Source organism: Massilia sp. Soil_C_3, assembly GCF_057657035.1.
The window spans coordinates 438,044-460,375 of the sequence record NZ_JBDGJG010000001.1; the positions used below are offsets into that span (position 1 = coordinate 438,044).

General features: G+C 59.2%; 24 protein-coding genes and 2 tRNA genes. 9 read left to right on the top strand and 17 right to left on the bottom strand.

Annotated elements, in window-relative coordinates:
• Window positions 1–11: 11 nt before the first annotated feature.
• The 7 genes from AC3A6F_RS01990 to AC3A6F_RS02020 form a co-directional block, all read right to left on the bottom strand.
• Window positions 12–956, bottom strand: coding sequence for a hypothetical protein (locus AC3A6F_RS01990; RefSeq protein WP_487678291.1), 945 nt, complete (start codon window positions 954–956; stop codon window positions 12–14).
• Between the two features lie 3 nt (window positions 957–959).
• Window positions 960–1,709: a DUF6345 domain-containing protein gene (locus AC3A6F_RS01995; protein ID WP_487678292.1), complete on the bottom strand. Its 750-nt coding sequence runs from the start codon at window positions 1,707–1,709 to the stop codon at window positions 960–962.
• Between the two features lie 228 nt (window positions 1,710–1,937).
• Window positions 1,938–2,636: a dienelactone hydrolase family protein gene (locus tag AC3A6F_RS02000; protein WP_487678293.1), complete on the bottom strand. Its 699-nt coding sequence runs from the start codon at window positions 2,634–2,636 to the stop codon at window positions 1,938–1,940.
• Window positions 2,637–2,882: 246 nt separating this feature from the next.
• Entirely contained in the window at window positions 2,883–3,716 is an 834-nt protein-coding gene (locus AC3A6F_RS02005) for an OmpA family protein (protein ID WP_487678294.1), read from the bottom strand.
• 12 nt (window positions 3,717–3,728) lie between these two features.
• Window positions 3,729–4,022, bottom strand: coding sequence for a DUF4398 domain-containing protein (locus AC3A6F_RS02010; RefSeq protein ID WP_487678295.1), 294 nt, complete (start codon window positions 4,020–4,022; stop codon window positions 3,729–3,731).
• A gap of 281 nt (window positions 4,023–4,303) precedes the next feature.
• Entirely contained in the window at window positions 4,304–5,176 is an 873-nt protein-coding gene (locus AC3A6F_RS02015; RefSeq protein ID WP_487678296.1) for a hypothetical protein, read from the bottom strand.
• Window positions 5,177–5,419: 243 nt separating this feature from the next.
• Window positions 5,420–5,496 (bottom strand) — tRNA-Pro (locus AC3A6F_RS02020).
• A 194-nt stretch (window positions 5,497–5,690) separates the two neighbouring features.
• On the opposite strand from AC3A6F_RS02020, the gene AC3A6F_RS02025 reads away from it, so the two are divergent.
• Window positions 5,691–6,215, top strand: a complete 525-nt coding sequence (locus AC3A6F_RS02025) for a TonB-dependent receptor domain-containing protein (RefSeq protein ID WP_487678297.1) — start codon at window positions 5,691–5,693, stop codon at window positions 6,213–6,215.
• A gap of 93 nt (window positions 6,216–6,308) precedes the next feature.
• The gene (locus AC3A6F_RS02030) at window positions 6,309–6,947 is read left to right on the top strand and encodes an NAD(P)H-dependent oxidoreductase (RefSeq protein WP_123069539.1); all 639 of its coding nucleotides are present in this window, start codon (window positions 6,309–6,311) and stop codon (window positions 6,945–6,947) included.
• 10 nt (window positions 6,948–6,957) lie between these two features.
• On the opposite strand, the gene AC3A6F_RS02035 is transcribed toward AC3A6F_RS02030, so the two are convergent.
• From AC3A6F_RS02035 to ispB, 5 genes are all read right to left on the bottom strand, one after another.
• Window positions 6,958–8,130 carry a GGDEF domain-containing protein gene (locus tag AC3A6F_RS02035; RefSeq protein ID WP_487678298.1) on the bottom strand — a complete coding sequence of 391 codons (1,173 nt, stop codon included), beginning with the start codon at window positions 8,128–8,130 and terminating at the stop codon, window positions 6,958–6,960.
• Window positions 8,131–9,061: 931 nt separating this feature from the next.
• Complete coding sequence (locus tag AC3A6F_RS02040) at window positions 9,062–9,532, bottom strand: hypothetical protein (RefSeq protein ID WP_487678299.1); 471 nt, start codon at window positions 9,530–9,532, stop codon at window positions 9,062–9,064.
• A gap of 1,394 nt (window positions 9,533–10,926) precedes the next feature.
• Window positions 10,927–11,655 carry a hypothetical protein gene (locus AC3A6F_RS02045; RefSeq protein ID WP_487678300.1) on the bottom strand — a complete coding sequence of 243 codons (729 nt, stop codon included), beginning with the start codon at window positions 11,653–11,655 and terminating at the stop codon, window positions 10,927–10,929.
• A gap of 251 nt (window positions 11,656–11,906) precedes the next feature.
• Window positions 11,907–11,983: transfer RNA gene (locus AC3A6F_RS02050), tRNA-Pro, on the bottom strand.
• Between the two features lie 52 nt (window positions 11,984–12,035).
• Window positions 12,036–13,025: an octaprenyl diphosphate synthase gene (ispB, locus tag AC3A6F_RS02055; protein WP_487678301.1), complete on the bottom strand. Its 990-nt coding sequence runs from the start codon at window positions 13,023–13,025 to the stop codon at window positions 12,036–12,038.
• 283 nt (window positions 13,026–13,308) lie between these two features.
• On the opposite strand from ispB, the gene rplU reads away from it, so the two are divergent.
• The 6 genes from rplU to AC3A6F_RS02085 all read left to right on the top strand — a co-directional run bounded on the left by rplU (window position 13,309) and on the right by AC3A6F_RS02085 (window position 17,137).
• Window positions 13,309–13,620, top strand: a complete 312-nt coding sequence (gene rplU, locus AC3A6F_RS02060) for a 50S ribosomal protein L21 (RefSeq protein ID WP_123069546.1) — start codon at window positions 13,309–13,311, stop codon at window positions 13,618–13,620.
• A 42-nt stretch (window positions 13,621–13,662) separates the two neighbouring features.
• Entirely contained in the window at window positions 13,663–13,935 is a 273-nt protein-coding gene (rpmA, locus tag AC3A6F_RS02065; RefSeq protein ID WP_027865916.1) for a 50S ribosomal protein L27, read from the top strand.
• A 110-nt stretch (window positions 13,936–14,045) separates the two neighbouring features.
• Window positions 14,046–15,158, top strand: coding sequence for an Obg family GTPase CgtA (gene cgtA, locus AC3A6F_RS02070; protein WP_123069528.1), 1,113 nt, complete (start codon window positions 14,046–14,048; stop codon window positions 15,156–15,158).
• 2 nt (window positions 15,159–15,160) lie between these two features.
• The gene (locus AC3A6F_RS02075) at window positions 15,161–15,586 is read left to right on the top strand and encodes a hypothetical protein (protein ID WP_487678302.1); all 426 of its coding nucleotides are present in this window, start codon (window positions 15,161–15,163) and stop codon (window positions 15,584–15,586) included.
• Window positions 15,583–16,701 (top strand): glutamate 5-kinase, encoded by a 1,119-nt coding sequence (proB, locus tag AC3A6F_RS02080; protein ID WP_487678303.1) that lies wholly within the window; start codon window positions 15,583–15,585, stop codon window positions 16,699–16,701. Before AC3A6F_RS02075 ends, proB begins: the two co-directional genes overlap by 4 nt.
• Before the next feature lie 79 nt (window positions 16,702–16,780).
• The gene (locus tag AC3A6F_RS02085) at window positions 16,781–17,137 is read left to right on the top strand and encodes a nuclear transport factor 2 family protein (protein ID WP_487678304.1); all 357 of its coding nucleotides are present in this window, start codon (window positions 16,781–16,783) and stop codon (window positions 17,135–17,137) included.
• On the opposite strand, the gene nth is transcribed toward AC3A6F_RS02085, so the two are convergent.
• Window positions 17,134–17,817, bottom strand: coding sequence for an endonuclease III (gene nth / locus AC3A6F_RS02090; protein WP_487678305.1), 684 nt, complete (start codon window positions 17,815–17,817; stop codon window positions 17,134–17,136). The two genes, AC3A6F_RS02085 and nth, sit on opposite strands and share 4 nt — an antisense overlap.
• 5 nt (window positions 17,818–17,822) lie before the next feature.
• Window positions 17,823–18,500, bottom strand: a complete 678-nt coding sequence (gene rsxB / locus AC3A6F_RS02095) for an electron transport complex subunit RsxB (protein WP_487678306.1) — start codon at window positions 18,498–18,500, stop codon at window positions 17,823–17,825.
• Window positions 18,501–18,686: 186 nt separating this feature from the next.
• Here rsxB and AC3A6F_RS02100 point away from each other — a divergent pair, with 186 nt between their 5' ends.
• The gene (locus AC3A6F_RS02100) at window positions 18,687–19,016 is read left to right on the top strand and encodes an RcnB family protein (RefSeq protein ID WP_487678307.1); all 330 of its coding nucleotides are present in this window, start codon (window positions 18,687–18,689) and stop codon (window positions 19,014–19,016) included.
• Window positions 19,017–19,193: 177 nt separating this feature from the next.
• Here AC3A6F_RS02100 and AC3A6F_RS02105 read toward each other — a convergent pair whose 3' ends face one another.
• The 3 genes from AC3A6F_RS02105 to fdxA form a co-directional block, all read right to left on the bottom strand.
• Window positions 19,194–20,429, bottom strand: coding sequence for a polyhydroxyalkanoate depolymerase (locus tag AC3A6F_RS02105; protein ID WP_487678308.1), 1,236 nt, complete (start codon window positions 20,427–20,429; stop codon window positions 19,194–19,196).
• 244 nt (window positions 20,430–20,673) lie between these two features.
• Complete coding sequence (locus AC3A6F_RS02110) at window positions 20,674–21,771, bottom strand: NAD(P)/FAD-dependent oxidoreductase (protein ID WP_487678309.1); 1,098 nt, start codon at window positions 21,769–21,771, stop codon at window positions 20,674–20,676.
• A gap of 102 nt (window positions 21,772–21,873) precedes the next feature.
• Window positions 21,874–22,197, bottom strand: coding sequence for a ferredoxin FdxA (gene fdxA / locus AC3A6F_RS02115; RefSeq protein WP_123068491.1), 324 nt, complete (start codon window positions 22,195–22,197; stop codon window positions 21,874–21,876).
• Between the last annotated feature and the right edge of the window lie 135 nt (window positions 22,198–22,332).

The window sequence follows — 22,332 nt, forward strand, 5'->3', positions numbered from 1 at the left end:
CACGGTGCCCATCACGACGCGCCGTCACGGCACTCCGGATGCAAACCGCGCGAGCGCACCACCGGCGCCTCATTGCCGAACAGTGGCAGCTCGATATACGGCCGCTCGGTGGCCGACACCGCCAGCACATAGGCCTGCCGCTCGAGCCGGTGCTGCAGCACGACCTGCGCCATGTAGGTCGGGGCCAGCACGCGCTGGGCCTTGCGCTTGCCCAGGTCGAGATAGCCGAAGCGCATCGTGGCCGACTGCACGGCGTCGCCCGGCAGCCGGTCCTTGGACTTGCCCAGCACGCTGGCCAGGCGCTCGGCCAGCTGGCGCGCCGCCAGTTCGGCCTCGATGACGGGCGCGGTGTCGAGCACCTCGGCATCGCTGTGGCGGATGTTCAGCGCGAGCGCGTCGACCGTGCCGTCGCCGGCCAGGCGCAGCGCCACCGAGGCGGCGCCCAGCACCGGGATCTCGCCCACCGCATGGCGCCAGGCGCCGGTGGCGCGCACCAGCAACGTGTCCGACAGCTTCTGCTCGCGGTCGCTGCCGCGGGCCTTGGTCTGCCACAGGCGCTCGAAGGCGAGGCTGCTGCGCTCACCGACCCAGGCGGCGATGTCGATGCGCTGCGCGGCTTGTTCCAGCTGGCGCACCAGCACCGGCGTTTCTTCCAGCCGGGGCCAGGGCGCCTGGAACGGCGCCAGGCCGGACACGTACTGCAGCGCACCCGAGGCGTGATAGACCACGGCGCGCGCGCCATCGGGCAGGTGCACCACGCTGCGTTCGCCGCGGTCGGCCAGGTTGGCGCGGTCGTGGCGGCAGATGTCGGCCTCGTGCAGCGCGGTCAGGAAGCGGTTCATGTTCGCGCGCGCGTCGTCGCGGGTGAGCGGGGTGAGCGCGATCACATCGGCGCGGCCCGGCGCGGCTCGCGCGCCGGTCTTCATCAGGGTATCGATCAGGGTTTGCTGGTTCATCGTTCAGCCCTCCGTCCACTTCCACAAGAGACATGCCTGCTGCGCCGGCGCCAGGTCGGGACTCACGCTGCCGTGCCCCCACAGGTGGTCGCGATTCAGGGCAGACAGGTCCCAACGGATGGCGCCGCCATTCCAGGTGGAGGCGTCGCCCACGCAGACGGTGACCGGGTGGTTGTCGACCCACCAGTCGGACACGCCGTCGTGCCAGGCGCCCGAGACAGTGTCGCCGTCGACCAGGTTGTCGGCCACGTCCTCACCGCATTCGTCGGTGGTAATGCCATCGTACATATCGCCCCAGGCGCCGCAATAGATGTGCAGGCGCGCGAAAATGTTCCACAGGCCGGTGACGGCGGCCAGGTTGACCGTGTGGCAGGAATAGGCCATCACCCATTCGCTGTTCCAGTCCTCGCCCAGTTGCCACCCGTCGGACCAGGTGCGCCATTCGCTGTGCGCGGTATCGTACAGCATGCGCGCCCGGCCATTGGCCTCGGAATTGCCGTGCGTTTCGATCCAGAACAGATCGACGTCGTCGACCCAGTTGCGGTCGCTGCCGCCCTGGTCGACGTCGCGGATGTCGGTTTCCCAGACGTCGGTATTGGCCCAGTAGAAGGCGCGTGTGTGGCCGGCCGAGCGCAGCTTGCTGTCGAACCCATTGCTTCTGTTAAAGGTGTACGTCAGGTCTCCCGCCGTGCTCACGCCGGCGGCGCGTGCATGGTTGAAATACCGGATTGCTTCGACTCCGAACCTCGCCATGAGATTCTCCTTTCGTGTCAAGAAGCCATGCGCCGCACCCTGATGGGCACGGCGGAGTGGCTCGGGATACAGTAATCGGAGCAGGCGCGGCGGCTCTGCTGAAGATCAGGCTTCGCGAGTGTTGCGTATCCGGGTGGATAGAAGCGCCGTAGGAGATTGCGTGGCGTCGTGTCGCTGGATGCGAGGGAGGAGTGCGCCTGCCGGCACGATGCCGGCAGGCAGTCGAGCTTAGCGCAGGGTGCGGGCGAAGAACTCGTCGGTGCGGCTGTTGGCCAGCGTCGCATCGTCATGGTCGTAATGGCTGCCGCCCGGACGGGCGAAGGCGTGGTCTCGGCCCGGATAGACGTGGACTTCGGCATCGGCCTTGCCTTCCAGCGCGGCCTTGATCTGGGCCTGCGCTTCCGGTCCGATGTATTCGTCGGCGCCGGCCAGGTGGTAGAGCAGGGGAGCGCCGATGTGCTTGGCTTCGTGCAAATACTGGTCGGTGCCGCCGCCGTAATAGACGGCGAAGGCGTCGCCATCGGTGCGGGCCGCGGCCAGGTAAGTCATCAGGCCGCCGAGGCAATAGCCGGTGACGCCGACCTTGCCGGTGCTGCCTTCCATCGTGCGCGCGGCGCTGATGGTGGCAGCGATGTCCTGCACGCCGTGGTCGAAGTCATAGGCCTGGTACATCGAGAAGGCCTTGGCGACGTCGGCTTCGTTCGCCTCCGACAGCTGGATGCCTGGGTCGGTGCGCCAGAACAGGTCCGGGGCGACAGCGATATAGCCCTTGGCGGCGTAGTTGTCCGCGATACTGCGGATGCCGCCGTTCACGCCGAAGATTTCCTGAAGCACGACGATGACCGGGTAGGTACCCACGACATTGGGGCGCGCGACGTAGCAGTCGAAGCTGCGGTCGGCGGTGGTGACGGTGAGGGTTTCAGCCATGATTTTCCTTTTGATTGGAGGTTGGGGCGCCAGCCGGTGACGGCAATGACCGGCCTGCGACGCATATCATAAAACGGATGGCGGAATTGGAACAAACCGGTAGGCGCTGGCCGGGACATCACGGGCCGAGGCCGAAAGACATGCAAGCAGCAAAAAAGCCAGACCGGCTCACCGTATCTGGCTTTTCCATCCCCTGGATGGGCGAGAATTTTCAACCCACGCGCATGAAGTTCCGTGTTCCGGGCATCACCGCTCGGGTTGACTGGATTGTCCGTTCTCGTCGCTCGACTGCGTGGAGGAGATTTGCGACGATCCCCGCATTTGCGTGCCCACGTCACCAGTGATGACCTCTGCACGCCGGTTTTCCAGACGTCCGATCCTGTTGGCGTTGCTGGACGCGGGATTGTCTTCGCCGAGAGACCGGATGGCGATACGGCTGGAAGCGATCCCGCGCTGGAGCAGGGCGGCACGCACCGCTTCCGCCCGTTTCAGGGCCAGGGCCTGGTTGTAACGGGGACCGCCGACATTGTCCGTATACCCTTCAATCACGACTTCGCGCTCGGGATTGCTTTTCAATGTGGCGGCCAACTCGTCAAGCGCGCGCTTGGCGCTGGCCGGGACTTTCGCGGTTCCGGGGGCGAAACCCACCAGCTCTTTTTGCGCCAGCTCCGCGATTGCATTCGGTTTGCCACGTCGTTGTACAACCGCAACCGACATTGTCTGGTTCAGTTCCGCCGCCGCAACCTTCACTGTCTCTTCCGCAGCACGCTCGTTGGCAAACTCTTGCGCGGTGGCTGCCCGCTGCTGTGCAAGATAGGCGAGATGCGTGGTGGTCGTCAGGTCGTGCTTGTCATTCCACGCCGTTTTTGCCTTTTGCAGTGAAGCGGTTGCGCGCTCCAGTTCGCTGGGAGCGTATTTGACCACCTGCGGATCGGCTGACGCGTGGTCGACTGCCTGCCCGGCATTGTCGATTGCCGCACGTGCGGCAGCCACCTCGGACGACGGCGGGGATGTCGCGCATCCCGTTGCGAAGATACCGGCCACAAGCGCGCCGGTGGCTGATCGGAGGATGTTGTTCATCTCTCACCTCTACTAATTCTGGTTTGCGCGGTTGATTGCCTCGCGCAAGGTCTGGTTAGTCTTGGTCAGTTCGGCTGCCGCGATCCTGGCCTGGGTCGATTCGCTCTTGGCGCGCGCCAGATTGGCGTCGACCTGTGCTTGCTCGGCCAGGCGCATCGCATCGTGCTTGTGGTGGCCGGTGGCAGCGGCGTTGGCCCGCGTCAGCTTATCGGCCGCCACACCGAATTCCGCAGGAGCGCTTTCTTCCGCGCCCGCCATCTGCGCTTGATCGACGGCCTCCCGGCTGGTGGCAAGCTGATGGTTCAACTCTGAACTGGAACACGCGGACAGGGCGAGAAGACAGCATCCCGCCAAGACGCGTGAGGGACGATGAAAAAGTTTAGCGAGGATCATGGGGCGCCTCCCGAGGAATCTTGGTTTGAGAATTTCATCCTAAGGGAAAGATATTCATCGTTCAATCAGACCAAAGGACAATCGTCCAAGGTTCTCAGGCTTGAGCCTGCCGTATTTAGCCATGGAGCCATAACGGAGGGGAATGCCATTGGAGGTGGCATACAAAATACAAAATCCATTTACCTGGTGAACAGTTATCGTGTACGATCTTGAATGAGAATCATTATCATTAAATAATGTCTGCGCGCGGCTGCCGTTCCTGGCGGACTCGTGGGACGTCGCATAAGCCCCCATGTCACCAAAACACCTCGCGAGCAAATATCTTCAAGCGATACCTGACCGCCTTGATACCCTACATCTTGAAGCATCTTAAAGCTTTTTATTTCAATACTATTTACATCCAGATAGGGAACTGTATGAGTTGGACGACCCTTTGGATTAAGTATCGCTCGAAATTGGCGGTCTGTAAGTAGAAATTCCGATACCAGACACTTTGAAAAATCCCAAAAAGAATTGGTCGGGCCAGTCGAACATTGCATGTACAGGTCAAAAGCGCCGTTTTGGAACTCATGCAAGGTAAGGCCTGCCTGTAGTCTCTCCAAGTCTGACTTGCGGGAAGAGAGTGCAGTTGCCGAGGGTGACCTGTGTAGCTCCCATTTTGTATCTGAGGCATCAAAGTAACGGAGGATCCCCATCTTTTTGTTTCGTGCAAAGTTTAATCCACCCATTTGAAAAGAGGATCTACTTGCCATGATGGCTTTTCCGTTGGCTGGCGCTACCTGTTGAACTTTCGAATAAAATTCCTCGACATCATTTACAGGTACAGATCCAGCATAATTTTTGCACTCGATGAGCCAAACAAATGAATAATCGGTTGCTCCTGGAAAATAAATCTCGATGGAAACATCGAATATTATGTGGCTTTCTCGATCTTTGGAGTAGTAAGCTTTTTTTTGAAAAATCTTGCAACATTCTTTTTTTAAGGGGAGGCGATCTTCTGTAATCTGGGTTGCGAAGTAGTTATAGATATCCTTTTCAAAGGTGTCTCCTTTTTCTGTCGTATTCATCGATATTTATTTTTATAAAAGTAATCATATGTCGGAAATATTTCCGGACGGAGCGCGAGATCTTAAATTAATCATCATTACGAAGAGAAGTAAAAAGCTCAGAATTGTGAATCTGAATTATTCGCTTTCTGACGCATTGACATATTGTAGTTCACATCAGAGGGACCAACGAGGTTGTTCTTATCGGAAAACAAGCATGAAAGAGCCAGACCGGCAACGCCAGGTCCGGCGTTTTGTATTCTATGGTCGGGGTGAGGGAATTCGAATCTCCGGCATCTACGTCCCGAACGTAGCGCTCTACCGGGCTAAGCTACACCCCGACGGTTTGGGGTGTGAGAGTCGGGGTCTGACATTGAGACACGACCTGTACAAAGATTGGCGCATACGGCTGAAATCTTCTCTAGATATCAGATGTCATCCTGATTTTGTGAGAATTGGCGCATACAGCTGAGGCCGTGTCCAGATTTCAAACCTGACCCCATTCATGTGTGACCCCATTCATGTCACCCCATTCATGCTCGCCAGCTCGCTGTTCGCACAGGACAGCATGGCGTTAGGTGAGCGCTGGATTGTCGCGGCCTCGGTACGGTTCCAGCGCTACCGCCAGGAAGAGGGCTCCGGCCTGGAGTTCGTGGAAACGCAGAATATCTCCGGGTCGAAAGTGCTGCCGCGCCTCGGCGCGCTCCACAAGCTCGACCCGCAGCTGTCGCCGTATGCCAACTATGCCACGACCTTCGTGCCGAACCTGTCCAGCAGCCCGACCCAGGGCGCGTTCGACCCGACTGAGGGCCGCTCGCTGGAACTCGGTAGCAAGTTCAACTCGGTGACCTTGCCGTCGTATACCGTGGCCGATCTGGGCCTTGGACCGCGTTCAAATGGAATGGGACCTCGCTCAAGCTGGATCTGTTGCTGCGTAATGCGTTTGATCGCGCTTACTACACTTCGGCGGACGGCGCCATGCGGGTGCTCGTGGGGACGCCGCGTCAGCTTGGCGTTCGGTTGCGTAGTACGTTTTGAGTGGGAAATGTTGGTGAAATGAAGACGTACTGCGGGCGGATGGGACGGCGCTCGGCAAGAAACTGCCGGGTCGGGCATCATGGCGCATTATTCACTCACATAGAAGGGATTCTGTATGTCCGATCTTTTGCAAACCTTGCAGTGGCGTTACGCCACCAAAAAAATGGATCCCACTAAAAAGGTCGCCAAGGAGAAAATCGACCGCATTCTCGAAGCGGTGCGCCTGACGGCCAGTTCCAGCGGACTGCAACAGTACGAGATGTTTGTGGTGACGAACGATGCTCTGCGTCAACAGATCAGGGCGCATGCCTGGAACCAGGCGCAGGTGACGGAAGCCTCGCATCTGCTCGTGTTTGCCGCGTGGGATAACTATACGGCTGAGCGGATCAACGCGATGTTTGATCTGGTGAACGCCGAGCGCGGCATCAGAAACGAAGGCTGGGAAGCCTACCGCCAGCAGTTGCTGTCGACGTATCCGCAACGCGACGCCCAGACCAATTTCGAACACGCCGCGCGCCAGGCTTACATCGGCCTCGGCAGTGCGCTGATCGCCGCGGCCGAGGAAAAGGTGGATGCCACGCCGATGGAAGGGTTCGATCCTGCCAAGGTCGACGAGATCCTGAAGCTGCGCGAACGGGGACTGCGTTCGGTGATCCTCTTGCCTGTTGGCTATCGTGCGGATGAAGGCGATTGGCTCGTCGACCTGAAGAAAGTACGTCGCCCGTTATCGCAGTTCGTCACCGAAGTGGCGTAGGCAACCAGACTCAAATCAAGGCCAGGTCTGACATCGTGACCAGCGTGCAGCCGCGCCCCTGCGCCTTGGCCCGGTACAGGGCGACGTCGGCACGTTGCAGCAGGATGTCGATGCTGTCGCTGTCATGGATGGGCATGTCGACACCGGCACTGTAGGACAGCGCGAATCCCAGCGCCGGCTGCGAGTGCTGCGCCAGCCACTCGCGCAGGCGTGCATCGTACGCCATGATCGCAGCGCAGTCGGCGCCGTTGAGCAGTACGCAGAACTCTTCTCCGCCGTAACGGCAGCAGGTGTCGCCAGCACCGCTTACGGCGCGCAATCCTGTCGCGAACAATTGCAGCGCGCGGTCGCCCAAGGCATGGCCATGCAGATCGTTGATCTGCTTGAAATGGTCGAGGTCAAGAAGCAGCACGCCGATCGGCTGCCGGTAGCGTACGCTGTTGGCCAAGTCGGCGCTGGCCTGATTCAGCCAGGCCCGGCGGTTCAGGACGCCGGTCAGGCCGTCGATCGTGGCCAGCCTTTCGAGGTCGCGGGCAGCCTCGTCGCGGTGCGCCAGCAGGATGGCAGCCATCGACAGCACCAGCATCGAGTTCGATGACAGGGCGAATATCTGGTTGACCAGGTAAGGCCCGAAGAAGTTCGGAAACTCGTCGGTGTAGAACGCACCCAGCACGGCGCGGCAGGCCAGTACCGCCATTTGGACCGACAGGCAGATGACCAGGAGCCAGCGCCAGCGTCCGACCGCCAACTGCGGCGGCCGGCACAGTGTGACCACGACCGTAGCAATCTGCAGGGCCAGCAGGCCGTTGGCCCAGCCCACGCGAAACGCGTAGTCGGAAAAGCCGATGCCATAGCCAGCAGTCATCACGACAGCGATGGCGGCGGGCAGGCGCACGCCGGCATCGCGCCCGCACCAGAGCTGGAAGGCCATCGCATTGAACACCATGCCGCTCGACACGCAGGCCATCGCCAGCGTCGACATCAGGTGGTCGGCCCAGCCTCCCCGTGGGAAAGCGCTCGAGGCGATCAGGCTCAGCCAGCCAGCTGTCTGCAGGATGATCCCGGCCTGTGCGCAGCGCGCCGCACGGTTTACCCGGCCCATGAAGTAGGGCAGCGTCACCGACATGATCGCCAGATTGAGTGTCATGGCGATGAACAGGGATGGGACGTCAATTTTCAGCAATGGCTCTACTCTCGAAAAAAGCCGTGAAGCGCAGCACCGCCGCTCTCTGCCCCAACTGGTCCTCGGGTCGGGGCGGATAGAGCGCGGTGCGGGAACTGATGGAATGCCGGTGCGGCCGATCGTCACATGGCCAATGCTGCCAATGCGAGGTCTGAAAACAAAAACAACGGAATTATATCCGCTGTTTTAAAGAAACTTTTGTGCAAGGAGTCGGGTCAGGTCTGACATTGGGACGCGACCTCGACAAGAATTAGCGCATACAGCTGAGGCCGTGTCCAGATGTCAGACCTGCCCCCGTTTCTCATGGTGTTGGGAGTGCGTTCAAATGGAGTGGCACCTCGCTCAAGCTAGATCTGCTGCTACGTAATGCCTTTGATCGCGCTTATTACACTTCTGCCGACGGCGCCATGCGCGTGCTGGTGGGGACGCCGCGTCAGCTTGGCGTGCGGTTGCGTAGTACGTTCTAATGGCGACGACTCCATGAAGAAGGCAGACGGGCATGCGCCTCGTCTGGCTTCATTTCGAGTTGGGTCGTGGGGTAAGAGGATTCGAACCTCCGGCCTCCACACCCCGAGCGTAGTCGAGTCGGGGGCAAGAGTGGAGTGAGGCTGCATACCGATACGACCTCGGCAACAGTTGATGCACGTAGTTGAGGCCGTCTCTAAATCTCAGGCCTCGTATATTGAACTTACCGAATCAACTGGTAATGTAAATGATGCAACCGGGCGAGGTTCCATCGTTCAGACAGACTGCCCTTGAGCACGTGGATTAGATTGATACCCTCTCCCGTTTTCATTTTATAAGTCCGAAAGGTATCTTGGGCCATCGCCTCCGGCGTAAGCCCGCATACGAGAGAGGTTAAAAATGGAAGAGGTCCACTCAGTCGTCGGTATCGGGATTTCTGTAAGAAGTTGAATTGCTAACTGAAAAATTACTGACTTATTTTCACGGTTTCAACTTGTGACGAGAAGACGACAGTTGCAATCGCCACTGCTACAGCGCGGTGGATATATTGAATAAAAGTATTTACATCGTCAAGAAGGTAATGTACTTCTGGAGTTGAAAAAATTAGATCCTCGCCGTCTTTCGTTTTTCCATTTCGGTGGACAATGTCATGCCTCATCGAAACGGCCTTCATTAACCTAGCCTTTAATTCGTTGTCAGGAAAAATATTTATGTTAAAGCAATTTTTGTAGAGCACAGCGACTTTGGCCAAATTATGATAAACAAGGCCGGCTAGATATTTTTGAGCGGTTTCGGTAACAATGTTTGGATTTGAATGAATATTATACAGAGTGATGGACTTCTTCTTTAGTTCACTGTCGCTGGTCAGGAGATTTTGCAATATTCTATTATCAGTGAAGACTGACTCGATCAAATGGTCACCCAAGAACGCTTCCATCGCTGCAATCGTATTGGCGAACACCATTCTGTTTATAATTTCCGAAGAGTGAGAAAGTATCCCGCGGCCGCCAGTGCCGTATTGCGCAACGATATCACCAAGGTGATGGTAAGTGTTCGTAAAGACCTGTATTGGGTTTGCTGGAGTTTCAAGATTGAGCCAATCGTCGTCGTCATCTCCGAAGTTATAATCTGCGGAGAAGGGGCATCATCTGCATCAATTTCTAGATCATCGTATCCGAAGAACTCAACCGAACAATGCGAGGGACTATTCTGTACGTGAGCGCTATATTCGAAATTACACGTCGGGCAGGCAACCTCAATATCGTCTTCCGAAAGTGATTCAGACAGCGGCTCGACTGAATAGTCTACCTCGGGTACCAGTATAGTAACTTCAACCCGATTACGACACTCTGGACATGCAAAGCGGATATTGGTCTGGACTTGCCCCATAAAATTTCTCCCCGGTGAGTTTGACCGTAGACTTTACCAGAAGCGGATCTTGATTTGTACTATCAAATTCCGACTGTCACTTCCAGCGTGCGGAACGCGTTTTCTTACACGCAAGGCTAGGTGTTTGGCCGAAACGGGGGCAGGCCTGACATTAGTAAATTAACGAAACACATCTGTGCAAGACTCGACCCCGACAAAAATTGACGCATAAAGCTGAGCGTATCAGATGTCAGACACGATCCTGTACTCATAGCCATCGTCAGCGTAGTTGTCGGCGACCTTGCGGATGCGCCAATTGACGCTAAAGATTCCCTAAAGCACGATGATCAACGAAAACATTGCCGACGATGTTGGGTTGAGTCGGAACTGCCCTTGCCGGGACGACGGTTGGTAATTCGGAAACGATGAGCTTAAAAAGAGAATCTTGCAATGTCTCAAAAAATTTAACATTATCATTATCCGCTAATTACCAGCTAAATCTACTTCGCGACGAAACATGATATGGTAACGGGAAATCGGGAATTTCCCTACTAACCCAATCCGCGAGTTCGTTCTTCCAGTCTTCCTCACTATTAATATTGTCTATAATAGTTACATCGGGAGGCACTCGAACATGTGGGCGAGCAGTTCCGTTTGTCACCAGTAAGAAGCCAATGTTACGCGTCGGATTCGCTTCGGATAGTGCTGAGAATTTTGCTAACTGAAGCGATATTTGAGAATCGGCTAGTGTAGGAGATGAAGAATATTTAAATTCAAAAATATAGACACTTCGCTTTGATAAGGAAATAAGAGGTGTAAATACATAATCAAGCTCCCATACGTCTCGTCCGTTGCCTATCCTCTGATTTTGGCTCTTAGATGAAGGGCCTAGTGACAGCATGTAATTCGCTACATTGATAAGCGAAGACTCAAATTCGAATGGATTGGAAAATGATCTCACGATTAGTCCCTCAACTGTTCGACTGCCCAGCTAAAACGTGGGATAGTCCAAAAATGGCGAACGACAGCACTGAAAGTAGTGCAAATAAGTACCGTCGAAATCGCTCCGATAATGTATCCCCCAAATCTAACAAACGTGATCGAAGGCTCATAGTTTCTCGCAAGAAATCCTGCGCAGGCTAGCGAGATGCCAGCAGCGGTACTTATCGATTCTTTACTTCTTAATGTCTTAAAAAAAGACTGCCGAGGGATAAATTGAATTCCGGTTTCATAACTAGCTATCTTAGCCTCGCCTGTGACCTTCGGCGCGAAATTCCACCATTCTCTTGTAGATTTACTTGCTACCTTTCCCAACCATAATCTTGTGTCTAGTGCTAACTGAATGTGCGTTTGTCGTTCCGCTTGATTTCGGATGAATCCGAAATGCAAGTGCACCTCCCAGTCTGTAGGTTTGGTTACAGTAATCCACCTCTTATCTCCGCAGAACCATGTGTGCGGTTTAATTAGTGGATTCTGTCCGGCCATGAGATCATTATTTTTGGCAAATTCGTCCCATTGTTCCTTTGTACATGCACCGTCTTCCTTCTTGTTAACCACGTCTTTTAGGTAAGTACACAAATCCTCGAAATTTAAATGATTTTGGGGACTCGCGGTAACACTTATAAAAAGAAATGGAGGAACTGATAGGGTTTTTCCCGGCTGCAGGGAAAGAGGCTGATCTAAAGTGCTCATGTGAGGATAGTCGGATCAAGTTGCCGCATAAAACTTTAGCTGGACGTAAGAAGATAATGAAAATTCCGTGTTGTAATTATTTGAGAATTTCTACTATCTGTGTAAATTTTAGCATCACTTCAAGCAATGTAGCAATGTGCTTGCAAAGAATGCAACTTCACGTTCTGTGCTCGGCGCTGGTCGAAAAAACATTGATTATTAGGAAATAAAAAAGCCAGATCGGGTTTACCTAATCTGGCTTTCAAATCTTATGGTCGGGGTGAGAGGATTCGAACCTCCGGCCTCTACGTCCCGAACGTAGCGCTCTACCGGGCTAAGCTACACCCCGACGGTTTGGGGTGTACGTACAATGCCCCGGGAAGGCATTACTATAAAATCACTTAATGGTTCCTGTCAACAGCGAAACGGCTGAGCTGGAGCAGGCTATCTTTGAAGATATTGTCAGGCAAATCCGCAATCGCATTCGACGCGCGGCGGGCCGCTTCTTCGGCCTGTTTGCGGGTGTAATCCAGCGCGCCGCTCGACGTCACCGCTGCCAGCACCGCATCGAATTGCTGCTCGTCACCTTGCTCAATGCAATTGCGCACCAGCTCGCGCTGCTCCGGCGTGCCATGTTCCATCAGCCAGATCAGCGGCAGGGTGGGCTTGCCTTCGCGCAGGTCGTCACCCAGGTTCTTGCCGATCTCGGCGGCGTCGCCCGCGTAGTCGAGCACGTCGTCGATCAGCTGGAAAGCCGTACCGAGCGAGCGGCCGTACTCGCCGGCCGCGGCGATCTGGTCGTCGTTGGCGCCGGCTACCAATGCACCCAGCTCGGCCGCCGCTTCGAACAGCTTGGCGGTCTTGGAGCGGATCACCAGCAGGTAGGCCGCTTCGGTCACGTCCGGGTCGTGCATGTTCAGCAGTTGCAGCACTTCGCCTTCGGCGATCACATTGGTGGCGTCGGACAGGATCTGCATCACGCGCATATTGTCCAGGCCGACCATCATCTGGAACGAGCGCGAGTACAGGAAGTCGCCCACCAGCACCGAAGCGGCATTGCCGAACAGGGCGTTGGCGGTCTGGCGGCCGCGGCGCATCGAGGATTCGTCGACCACGTCGTCGTGCAGCAGGGTCGCGGTGTGGATGAACTCGACCACGGCGGCCAGTTCATGGTGGGCCGTGCCGCGGTAGCCGTAGGCATTGGCCAGCAGCAGCACCAGCACTGGGCGGATGCGCTTGCCGCCCGCGCTGATGATGTACTCGGCGATCTGGTTTACCAGGGTGACGTCGGAATGCAGCCGCTGGCGGATCACCGTGTTGACGGCCTCCATATCTGGGGCGATCGACTGGACGATGGAGTTCTGTTGGGCGTGTTGAGTGGCGGCTGACAAGGCTGACCTGCGAAGACGTTGGTTAACTATAAGAGTGCCGCGATTATACGGTATGCAAGGGATATCCGTGCTGCCAGCAGGGTAGAGCCCGCCGGTTAGGAGCCCACGAGCATCTGCCCAATGTTGGCGGCTTGCCACGTACTGAACAGATCGTCAGCCGCTTTTGACGCATCACGGCAAGTTATGTATAATCCCCTGTTCCCCGGCTTACGAACAGTCCAGCGCTTCTGCGCGGGGCTCTGTTGCTGGCGGATTCTTTTAACATTTGATGAGGTTTCAAATCATGTACGCGGTCATAAAAACCGGTGGCAAGCAATACAAAGTTGTCGCTGGTGAAAAACTTAAAGTAGAACAGATACCGGCAGACATTGGTTCCGAACTCACGATCGATCAGGTCCTCGCCCTCGGCGAAGGCGAAAGCATCAAGTTTGGTGCTCCTCTGGTCGAAGGTGCAACGGTGCTGGTGAAAGTGGTTTCGCAGGGTCGCCACGACAAAGTGCGTATCTTCAAGATGCGTCGTCGTAAGCACTACCAGAAGCGTCAAGGCCATCGCCAGAACTTCACCGAAATCCAGATCGTTTCGATCAACGGCTAATTGCCGTTCCGGTTCCCAGCATAGTCATCAAGGAGTAATTAAATGGCACACAAAAAAGGCGGCGGTACTACCCGCAACGGCCGTGACTCAGAAAGCAAGCGCCTTGGCGTGAAAGTCTACGGCGGCCAGGCGATCAACGCCGGCGGCATCATCATCCGTCAACGCGGCACCCCAGTGCGCGCTGGCACCAACGTCGGCACCGGCAAGGATCACACCCTGTTCGCGCTGGTCGACGGTACCGTCAAGTTCGTCAAGCAAGGCGTGGGCTCGAAGCAGTTCGTGACCGTCGTTGCTAACGAAGCAGTCGCAGCGTAATTTTCTACGCACTCGCGCCGCATCAGCGGCGCTTCTTTGCAAGGCGCAAGCCTTCCATCGAAAGGCTCTGCCCACGGTAGGGCCTTTTTAGTTTTTAAGCGGTCACAATCATGAAGTTTATTGACGAAGCAAGAATTGAAGTCATCGCTGGCGACGGCGGCAACGGGTGCGCCTCGTTCCGTCGCGAGAAGTTCCGCCCATTCGGCGGTCCGGACGGCGGCGACGGCGGCAAGGGCAGCTCGATCTATGTGGTTGCCGACCGTAATGTGAATACCCTGGTCGACTTCCGTTACTCGAAAGTCCACACCGGCAAGCATGGCGAACCGGGTCGCGGCTCGGATTGCTATGGCAAGGGCGCCGAAGACATCACCATCCGCATGCCGGTCGGCACGCTGATCGTCGATGACCTCAACGGCGAGATCGTCGCCGACCTGACCGAGCACGGCCAGAGCGAATTGCTGGCCAAGGGCGGCGAGGGCGGTTGGGGCAATATCCATTTTAAGACCTCGACCAACCGCGCACCGCGCCAGAAGACCGAGGGCAAGGAAGGCGAACGCCGTACCCTGCGCCTCGAACTGAAAGTGCTGGCCGACGTCGGCCTCCTGGGCATGCCGAATGCCGGCAAGTCCACCTTCATCACGGCCGTGTCGAACGCCAAGCCGAAGATCGCCGATTATCCGTTCACCACCCTGCACCCGAACCTGGGCGTGGTGCGCGTGTCGCATGAGAAGAGCTTCGTGATCGCCGATATTCCGGGCCTGATCGAAGGCGCGTCCGAAGGCGCCGGCCTGGGCCACCAGTTCCTGCGCCACCTGCAGCGTACCGGTTTGCTGCTGCACATCGTCGACCTGTCCTCGTTCGACGACAAGGTCGATGCGGTCAAAGAAGCCAAGGCCCTGATCAAGGAACTCGAAAAGTACGACGAAGAACTGCTCAACAAGCCGCGCTGGCTGGTGCTGAACAAGCTCGACGTGCTCGACGATGCCGAGCGCAAGAAGCGCGTCAAGGACATGATCAAGCGCCTGGCCTGGAAAGGCCCCGTGTTCGAGATCTCGGCCCTGAACCGCGAAGGCTGCCAGGACCTGATCAATGCGATCTACCTGCACCTCGAAGAAAAGCGCCATTCCGAGCAGCGCGCCGAAGAAACCTCGATGACCGAGGAAGCGCGTGGCATCTCGTCGATCGATCCGGACGATCCACGTTTCAAGATCATCGAAGACTGAACTTGAGCGCGAGCGCTTCCCAGGCCAACATCTGGTCGCGCGCCTGGCTGCGCGGCCAGCTGCTGCAATTGGTCGCCACCGCCAGTTCTCTGGCCGCGCTCGCGGCCATGCTCGATCCCGACCGCATTGCGGCCGCGATGGGCCTGTTTCTCGTCGGCGTGAACGGCTACAGCCAGTTCTACGCCATCTACGTCGGCATCCGCCTCGCTACCGCGGGGTTGGCGCTGTTGGCGGCCAGGCAGGGCGACCAGCCCATCCTCGGCGACCTTACTGCCCTGTTCCTCCTGGCCCAGCCGGCCGGCCGCCTCGTCGCGGCTTTTGCGATCGGCCTGCCCACGGGGGTATTATTAGTCGTCTGCGCGGTTGAACTGCTGGCAGGACTTTCCCTGCTCGCGTTGCGACCGCGGGGGAAGAACCTGTCGCCATGAATTCCGCACTCCAACAAGCATCCCGCATCATCGTCAAGGTCGGTTCCTCCCTCGTCACCGACGAGGGACGGGGCCTCGACCATACCGCCATCGCCCGCTGGGCAGCCCAGATCGCCGCATTGCGCGCGCTCGGCAAGGACGTCGTCCTGGTCAGCTCGGGCGCCATCGCCGAGGGCATGCTGCGCCTCGGTTTCGGCAAGCGCCCGACCGACATCCATGAGCTGCAGGCCTGCGCCGCCTGCGGCCAGATGGGCCTGGCCCAGATCTATGAGACCAGCTTCAGCGCCCACGGCGTCAAGACCGCGCAGGTGCTGCTGACCCACGCCGACCTGGCCGACCGCGAACGCTACCTCAATGCGCGCTCGACGCTGACCACCTTGCTGCGCCTGAACGTGGTCCCGATCATCAACGAGAACGACACCGTCGTCACCGACGAGATCAAGTTCGGCGACAACGACACGCTCGGCGCCCTGGTCGCCAACCTGATCGAGGCCGACGCGCTGGTCATCCTGACCGACCAGCCCGGGCTGTACTCGAGCGACCCGCGCAAGGATCCGAACGCGCAGCTGATCGAGCAGGCTCAGGCCGGCGACGTGGCCCTAGAGGCGATGGCCGGCGGTGCCGGCAGCAGTATCGGGCGCGGCGGCATGCTGACCAAGGTGCTGGCCGCCAAGCGCGCGGCGCGCTCCGGCGCCCATACCGTGATCGCCTGGGGCCGCGAGCCGGACGTGCTCACGCGCCTGGCCGGCGGCGAGTCGATCGGCACCCAGTTGCTGGCCGCCACCGGCCGCCTGACGGCGCGCCGCCAGTGGATGGTCGATCACCTGCACACCACGGGAGAGGTCGTGATCGACGCCGGCGCGGCGCTCAAGCTGACCAAGGAGGGCAAGTCGCTGCTGCCGATCGGCGTGCTGGCCGTGAACGGCGAGTTCGGCCGCGGCCAGGTGATCACCTGCGTCGACGAAGCCGGCAAACCGCTGGCGCGCGGGCTGACCAACTATGCCAGTAGCGAAGTGCGGCGCATCATGCGCCATTCCTCGACCGAGATCGAACGCATCCTGGGGTTCGTCGAAGGACCGGAACTGGTCCATCGCGACAATATGGTGCTGCTGTAAGGGGTGGGCGCTCGCTTACCGTAACAATGTGACCAGGCGCGCTTTTGTTGGAAAACGCGCCGTTTTTTTGAAAGACGCTATGCCGAACTCTCCTCTCGCCGTGGTCCAGGCTCAACTCGACGCCTACAACGCCAAGGACCTCGACGCCCTGATGGCCACCTATGCGCCGGACGCGCAGCAATTCGTCTTGCATGGCGAGCTGCTGGCCCAGGGGTATGACCAGATCCGCCCGCGCTACGAGATGCGTTTCGCCGAACCCGACCTGCACGCGCGCCTGCTGTCGCGCACGGTGCTCGGCAACTTCGTCACCGACCTGGAAATCGTGACCCGCAACTTCCCCGAAGGGAAGGGGACGGTCGAGATGCTGTGCGTGTACGAGGTGGTCGAGGGGCGCATCGTGCGCGCCTCGTTCGTCACCGGCGAAACCCGGGTTTAGGTCGCCGCGTTGACCGCGGCCACGGCCGGATCGAGCACGCCGGCCGGCGCCGGCGTCTTGTCCCTGAACTCGCACAGGTCGGCGATCAGGCAGTTCCAGCACTTGGGCTTGCGCGCCACGCAGGTGTAGCGGCCGTGCAGGATCAGCCAGTGGTGGGCGTCGTGCAGGAAGTCCTTGGGCACGAATTTCAACAGCTTCTGTTCGACGATGTCGACGTTCTTGCCCGGCGCGATCTTCGTCCGGTTCGACACGCGGAAAATGTGGGTGTCGACCGCCATGGTCGGCTCGCCGAAGGCGGTATTGAGCACCACGTTGGCGGTCTTGCGGCCGACGCCGGGCAATGCTTCCAGCGCTTCGCGCACGGGCGGCACTTCGCCGCCGTGCTGCTCGACCAGGATCTGGCAGGTCGCCATCACGTTCTTCGCCTTGGTGTTGTACAGGCCGATGGTCGAGATATAGGTCTTGAGTTCGTCGATGCCGAGGTCGAGGATCGCTTGCGGCGTATTCGCCACCGGGAACAGGCGGCGCATGGCCTTGTTGACGCCGACGTCGGTCGACTGGGCCGACAGCAGCACCGCGATCAGCAGTTCGAACGGCGTCGTGAACTCGAGCTCGGTGGTCGGTTTTGGATTGGCGGCGCGAAAGCGGCTAAAGATTTCCAGGCGTTTGGCGGGATTCATCGGGTTCAGTTCTTGTCCTGGTTGCCGGCCGCCTTCAGGCGGGCGCGTTCCATGGCGGCGGCGATGATGGCGCGCTTGCGCTCTTTCTCGGCCAGTTCTTCCGGGGTGTTCGTCACTTCGGCGGTGACCGCGCGCATTTTTTCGACGGCCTTGGCGGCCAGGCGGGCATCGTTTTCCTCGCGCTCGCGGCCGAGGCGCGCGGTGCGGAAGTCGTGGCGGTCGCGCGCCGCGTCGGCGTCCTGCTGGGTCCAGGCGTCCCAGCCGGTGCGTTCGCCCGTGACGGGAACCATCGCGATGCAGTCGACCGGGCAGGGCGCGACGCACAGGTCGCAGCCGGTGCACAGGCTCGGCAGGATGGTGTGCATCTGCTTGGCCGCGCCCAGGATCGCATCGACCGGGCAGGCCTGGATACACAGCGTGCAGCCGATACACAGCGACTCGTCGATGAAGGCGACCGGACGCGGGCGCTCGACGCCGTTGGCCGGATTGATCGGGATGACCTTGCGTCCGGTCGCGGCGGCCAGGCGGCGCACGCCTTCCATGCCGCCCGGCGGACACTGGTTGATGTCGGCCTCGCCATTCGCCATGGCCTCGGCATACGGGCGGCAGGCGGGATAACCGCATTTGGTGCACTGGGTCTGCGGCAGCAGGTCTTCGAGCTGGTCGGCGAGGGTTGTGGTCACGAAAGGGCGCTGCTTGAATCTGATCAAGCCGACATTATCCGCCAAAACGGGCTTAGAGGCGATCAGGGCTGCCTTCAGGCGGACCCGGCAGTGCTCATCCATTCTCGTCCCTACGTGGGCAAGCGAACAGACGACCTGCGTGCCGCCCTGTTGTACTATCGGCTGACGCTGACCCCGGGGACTGACATGAACGAGTTGATCGCGCCGTTGCTCTTTGCCGCCATCTTTTCGGCAGGAGACGGCTTGCAGCAGCCGGGCGCGCGCAAGGCCGATGGCGGGCCGGAAGCCGCGCAGGTGCTGTCGGCGCGCTATCGCAGCGTGGACGCGAATGGAGAACTGCGGCGCGGTGAGCGCCTGCCGGCGCGCTACCAGGCGCACCAGCATGTGGTCGAGGATTGGCGCGCACTGCGCCTGTCCAAGCCGCCGCGCGGGCACCAGTGGGTCGACGCGGGCGGGCGCTATGCGCTGGTGGCGATCGCGACCGGGCGGGTAGCGCAGGTGGTGGCGGTGCGCTGAGCTGCTGAGCTAACCCTCAACATACGTCGTCCCCGCGCAGGCGGGGACCCAAGTTGCAAGCGTTTCGACGACGTTTGCAGAACTTAGGTCCCCGCCTTCGCGGGGAGTCGTTACTGCCAGTGGCAGTAACGACGTTTTTATGCTAACTCAAGAAGGCTGTTGCCTTAACTTGACGGCTTACCCGTTCGCGCGGATGAACTCGGTAATCTTCGGACACACGATCTCGCGCCAGCGGCGGCCCGAGAAGATGCCGTAGTGGCCGGCTTTCTCGACCACGAAGTCGTGTTTCTTGTCCTTCGGGATGCCGGTGCACAGGGTCAGTGCGGCGCTGGTCTGGCCCAGGCCCGAGATGTCGTCCAGCTCGCCTTCGACGGTGAGCAGGGCGACCGACTCGATGTCTTGCGGACGCACCAGCTGGCCGCCGACTTTCCAGGTGCCCTTCGGCAGGCTGTAGTCCTGGAACACGGTCTTGATGGTGTCGAGGTAGTACTCTGCCGGCATGTCGAGCACGGCGTTGTACTCGTCGTAGAACTTGCGGTGCGCCTCGGCCGAGTCGTCGTCGCCACGCACCAGGTGCTGGTAGAACTCGCGGTGGCTCTGGGCGTGGCGGCCCGGGTTCATCGCGATGAAGCCGGCGTGCTGCAGGAAGCCCGGATAGACCTTGCGGCCAAAGCCGGGGTAATTGCCCGGCACTGCGTAGATCACGGTGTTCTCGAACCACGAGTACGGCTTTTCGATGGCCAGGTCGTTGACTGCGGTCGGCGATTTGCGCGGGTCGATCGGACCGCCCATCATGGTCATCGATTTCGGCAGCTTCGGATCCTTGTTGCTCGCCATCAGGGCGATCGCGGCCAGCACCGGCACCGTCGGCTGGCACACCGAGATCACGTGCACGTCCGGGCCCAGGTGGCGGATGAAATCCTGGACGTAGAAGACGTAGTCGTCGAGGTGGAACGGGCCGTCGGCCAGCGGCACCATGCGGGCGTCGGTCCAGTCGGTGATGTAGACGTCATGCTCGACCAGCAGGGCTTTCACGGTGTCGCGCAGCAGCGTCGCGTGGTGGCCGGACAATGGCGCCACCACGAGCACCGAGGGCTGGCCAAGCGCGGCATAGGCGGCGGCGTCCATGTCTTTCTTGAAGTGCAGCAGCTCGCAGAACGGCTTGTCGACGACGATGTGCTCGACGATGCCGACCTCTTCACCGTTGATGGTGGTGGTCTTCAGGCCAAAGGACGGTTTTTCGTATTCCTTGCCGAGGCGGTACATCAGCTCGTAGCCGGCGGCGATACGTTGGGAAAATGGGGTGTGCGCAAATGGCGACACGGGATTGGAGAACAGTTTCGATGACGCATCGGCCCACTGCATCAGCGGGGTCAGGAAGGAGCGTTGCATCTCGTGCAGTTGATAAAGCATAAAGTAATCCTTCGTATTGACATTGCGCTAATATCGCCCGCGCATAAGCTTCATCCGATTATAGGGGATTTGCGTTGGCGGGTGGCAACGAGGGCCACCGCTATCCCCTATGCATGGTGCACTTGTAGCATATTTACCCGGACCCGCTCCGTTGGGCGGCCCACATAAAGCAAAACGCCCCGCAGGGCGGGGCGCTTCAGGGGACTCTGTCGCCGCGAAGTAACTGAACGCGGCCACACATTGCTTAGTCGAACACCGGGGTTTCGACGCCCAGGATCTTGTGCAGCTTCGGCGAGGTCGTCGTGTACTGCATGTGGATCTTCTTGTCCGGGAAGATGTACGGCGCGGCGCCGAAGGCGGCCAGCGCGGCTTCGTGGAAGCCCGACAGGATCAGCTTCTTCTTGCCCGGATAGGTGTTGATGTCGCCCACGGCGAAGATGCCCGGGACGTTGGTCTCGAATTTCTCGGTGTCCACCACCTTGAGCTGCTTGCGTTCGATGTCCAGGCCCCACTCGGCGATCGGACCCAGCTTCGGCGACAGGCCGAAGAACACCAGCAGCATGTCCAGCGGCACGCGGCGGGTGACGCCGTCGGCGCCGGTGACCTTCACTTCGGTCAGCTGGCCGTCTTTTTCGTCGAAACCGGTCACCTGGCCGGTGATCAGTTGCATCTCGTACTCGTCGCACAGGGCTTTCATCTTGGCGACCGAGGCCGGGGCAGCGCGGAAGTCGTCGCGGCGGTGCACCAGCACGACCGATTCAGCCTTGCCGACGAAGTTCAGGGCCCAGTCCAGCGCGGAGTCGCCGCCGCCGCAGATGACGATGTTCTTGCCTTCGAAGCGAGCCGGATCCTTGACGCGGTAGAACAGCTGCTCGCCGTCGTACTTGTCGATGCCGTCGACCTTGATCGTGCGCGCCTGGAACGAACCGACGCCGGCTGCGATGAAGATGGTCTTGGTGATGAAGCGGGTGCCGGTCGAGGTCTCGACGTTGAAGCGCTGGTCTTCGCGGCGCTGCACGGTCGTGACTTCCTGGCCCAGGTGGAAGGTCGGCTCGAACGGTTCGATCTGCTTGAGCAGGTTGTCGGTCAGTTCCTGGCCGGTGCACACCGGGACGGCAGGGATGTCATAGATCGGTTTGTCCGGATACAGTTCCACGCACTGGCCGCCGACTGCCGGCAGCGAATCGATGACGTGGGCCTTGATTTCGAGCAGGCCGAGTTCGAACACCTGGAACAGGCCGACCGGGCCCGCGCCGATGATCACGGCATCGGCTTCGATGGCGCCGGCGAAGGAACTGTTGGGAGCGATGCTGCCCGCTTCGTGGGTGGCACTGATAGTCATGCGCTTACTTCCTGTGATTTTTGATTGGTGAGGCGATGGCAGCCAGCACTGCCATGCAGAACGACCCCGGGCCGGCGCCGAATGGGCGGCGCAGCGGCGGTATTAGCGGGCCAGTTGGTCGAGTTTGTCCTTGACGTCTTTCCACTCTTCCGCGTCTGGCAGGGCCGGCTTCGTCTTGGTGATCGAAGGCCAGAAGCGCGCGAGATCGGCGTTGAGCTTGATGAAGTGCTGTTGGTCGCCAGGCGTGTCTTCTTCGGCATAGATCGCATTCACCGGGCATTCGGCGACGCAGACGGCGCAGTCGATGCACTCGTCAGGATCGATGGCGAGGAAATTCGGGCCTTCCCGGAAACAATCTACCGGGCATACATCGACGCAGTCGGTGTAACGACAGCGGATGCACGATTCGGTGACAACGTGGGTCATAACAGTCCTATCAGTTGGTGGGATGTCGCGTCGCCGGGCGCAAGAACATGGACATGAACAGGCCGGCCGGACAGAGCAAAGCACTGTATTTTAGGGCAATTCGGCTTTTCTCACAAATTCGCCTATATACACAAT

What these genes read in the sequence shown, in the direction of transcription:
- AC3A6F_RS01995 (WP_487678292.1), bottom strand. Translation starts at nt 1,709, where the DNA reads ATGGCGAGGTTCGGAGTCGAAGCAATCCGGTATTTCAACCATGCACGC.
- AC3A6F_RS02025 (WP_487678297.1), top strand. Translation starts at nt 5,691, where the DNA reads ATGCTCGCCAGCTCGCTGTTCGCACAGGACAGCATGGCGTTAGGTGAG.
- AC3A6F_RS02100 (WP_487678307.1), top strand. Translation starts at nt 18,687, where the DNA reads ATGAACGAGTTGATCGCGCCGTTGCTCTTTGCCGCCATCTTTTCGGCA.
- rplU (WP_123069546.1), top strand. Translation starts at nt 13,309, where the DNA reads ATGTACGCGGTCATAAAAACCGGTGGCAAGCAATACAAAGTTGTCGCT.
- rpmA (WP_027865916.1), top strand. Translation starts at nt 13,663, where the DNA reads ATGGCACACAAAAAAGGCGGCGGTACTACCCGCAACGGCCGTGACTCA.
- AC3A6F_RS02085 (WP_487678304.1), top strand. Translation starts at nt 16,781, where the DNA reads ATGCCGAACTCTCCTCTCGCCGTGGTCCAGGCTCAACTCGACGCCTAC.
- AC3A6F_RS02015 (WP_487678296.1), bottom strand. Translation starts at nt 5,176, where the DNA reads ATGAATACGACAGAAAAAGGAGACACCTTTGAAAAGGATATCTATAAC.
- AC3A6F_RS02000 (WP_487678293.1), bottom strand. Translation starts at nt 2,636, where the DNA reads ATGGCTGAAACCCTCACCGTCACCACCGCCGACCGCAGCTTCGACTGC.
- cgtA (WP_123069528.1), top strand. Translation starts at nt 14,046, where the DNA reads ATGAAGTTTATTGACGAAGCAAGAATTGAAGTCATCGCTGGCGACGGC.
- fdxA (WP_123068491.1), bottom strand. Translation starts at nt 22,197, where the DNA reads ATGACCCACGTTGTCACCGAATCGTGCATCCGCTGTCGTTACACCGAC.
- AC3A6F_RS02030 (WP_123069539.1), top strand. Translation starts at nt 6,309, where the DNA reads ATGTCCGATCTTTTGCAAACCTTGCAGTGGCGTTACGCCACCAAAAAA.
- nth (WP_487678305.1), bottom strand. Translation starts at nt 17,817, where the DNA reads ATGAATCCCGCCAAACGCCTGGAAATCTTTAGCCGCTTTCGCGCCGCC.
- AC3A6F_RS02110 (WP_487678309.1), bottom strand. Translation starts at nt 21,771, where the DNA reads ATGACTATCAGTGCCACCCACGAAGCGGGCAGCATCGCTCCCAACAGT.
- AC3A6F_RS02105 (WP_487678308.1), bottom strand. Translation starts at nt 20,429, where the DNA reads ATGCTTTATCAACTGCACGAGATGCAACGCTCCTTCCTGACCCCGCTG.
- proB (WP_487678303.1), top strand. Translation starts at nt 15,583, where the DNA reads ATGAATTCCGCACTCCAACAAGCATCCCGCATCATCGTCAAGGTCGGT.
- AC3A6F_RS02045 (WP_487678300.1), bottom strand. Translation starts at nt 11,655, where the DNA reads ATGAGCACTTTAGATCAGCCTCTTTCCCTGCAGCCGGGAAAAACCCTA.
- AC3A6F_RS02005 (WP_487678294.1), bottom strand. Translation starts at nt 3,716, where the DNA reads ATGAACAACATCCTCCGATCAGCCACCGGCGCGCTTGTGGCCGGTATC.
- AC3A6F_RS01990 (WP_487678291.1), bottom strand. Translation starts at nt 956, where the DNA reads ATGAACCAGCAAACCCTGATCGATACCCTGATGAAGACCGGCGCGCGA.
- AC3A6F_RS02040 (WP_487678299.1), bottom strand. Translation starts at nt 9,532, where the DNA reads ATGGAAGCGTTCTTGGGTGACCATTTGATCGAGTCAGTCTTCACTGAT.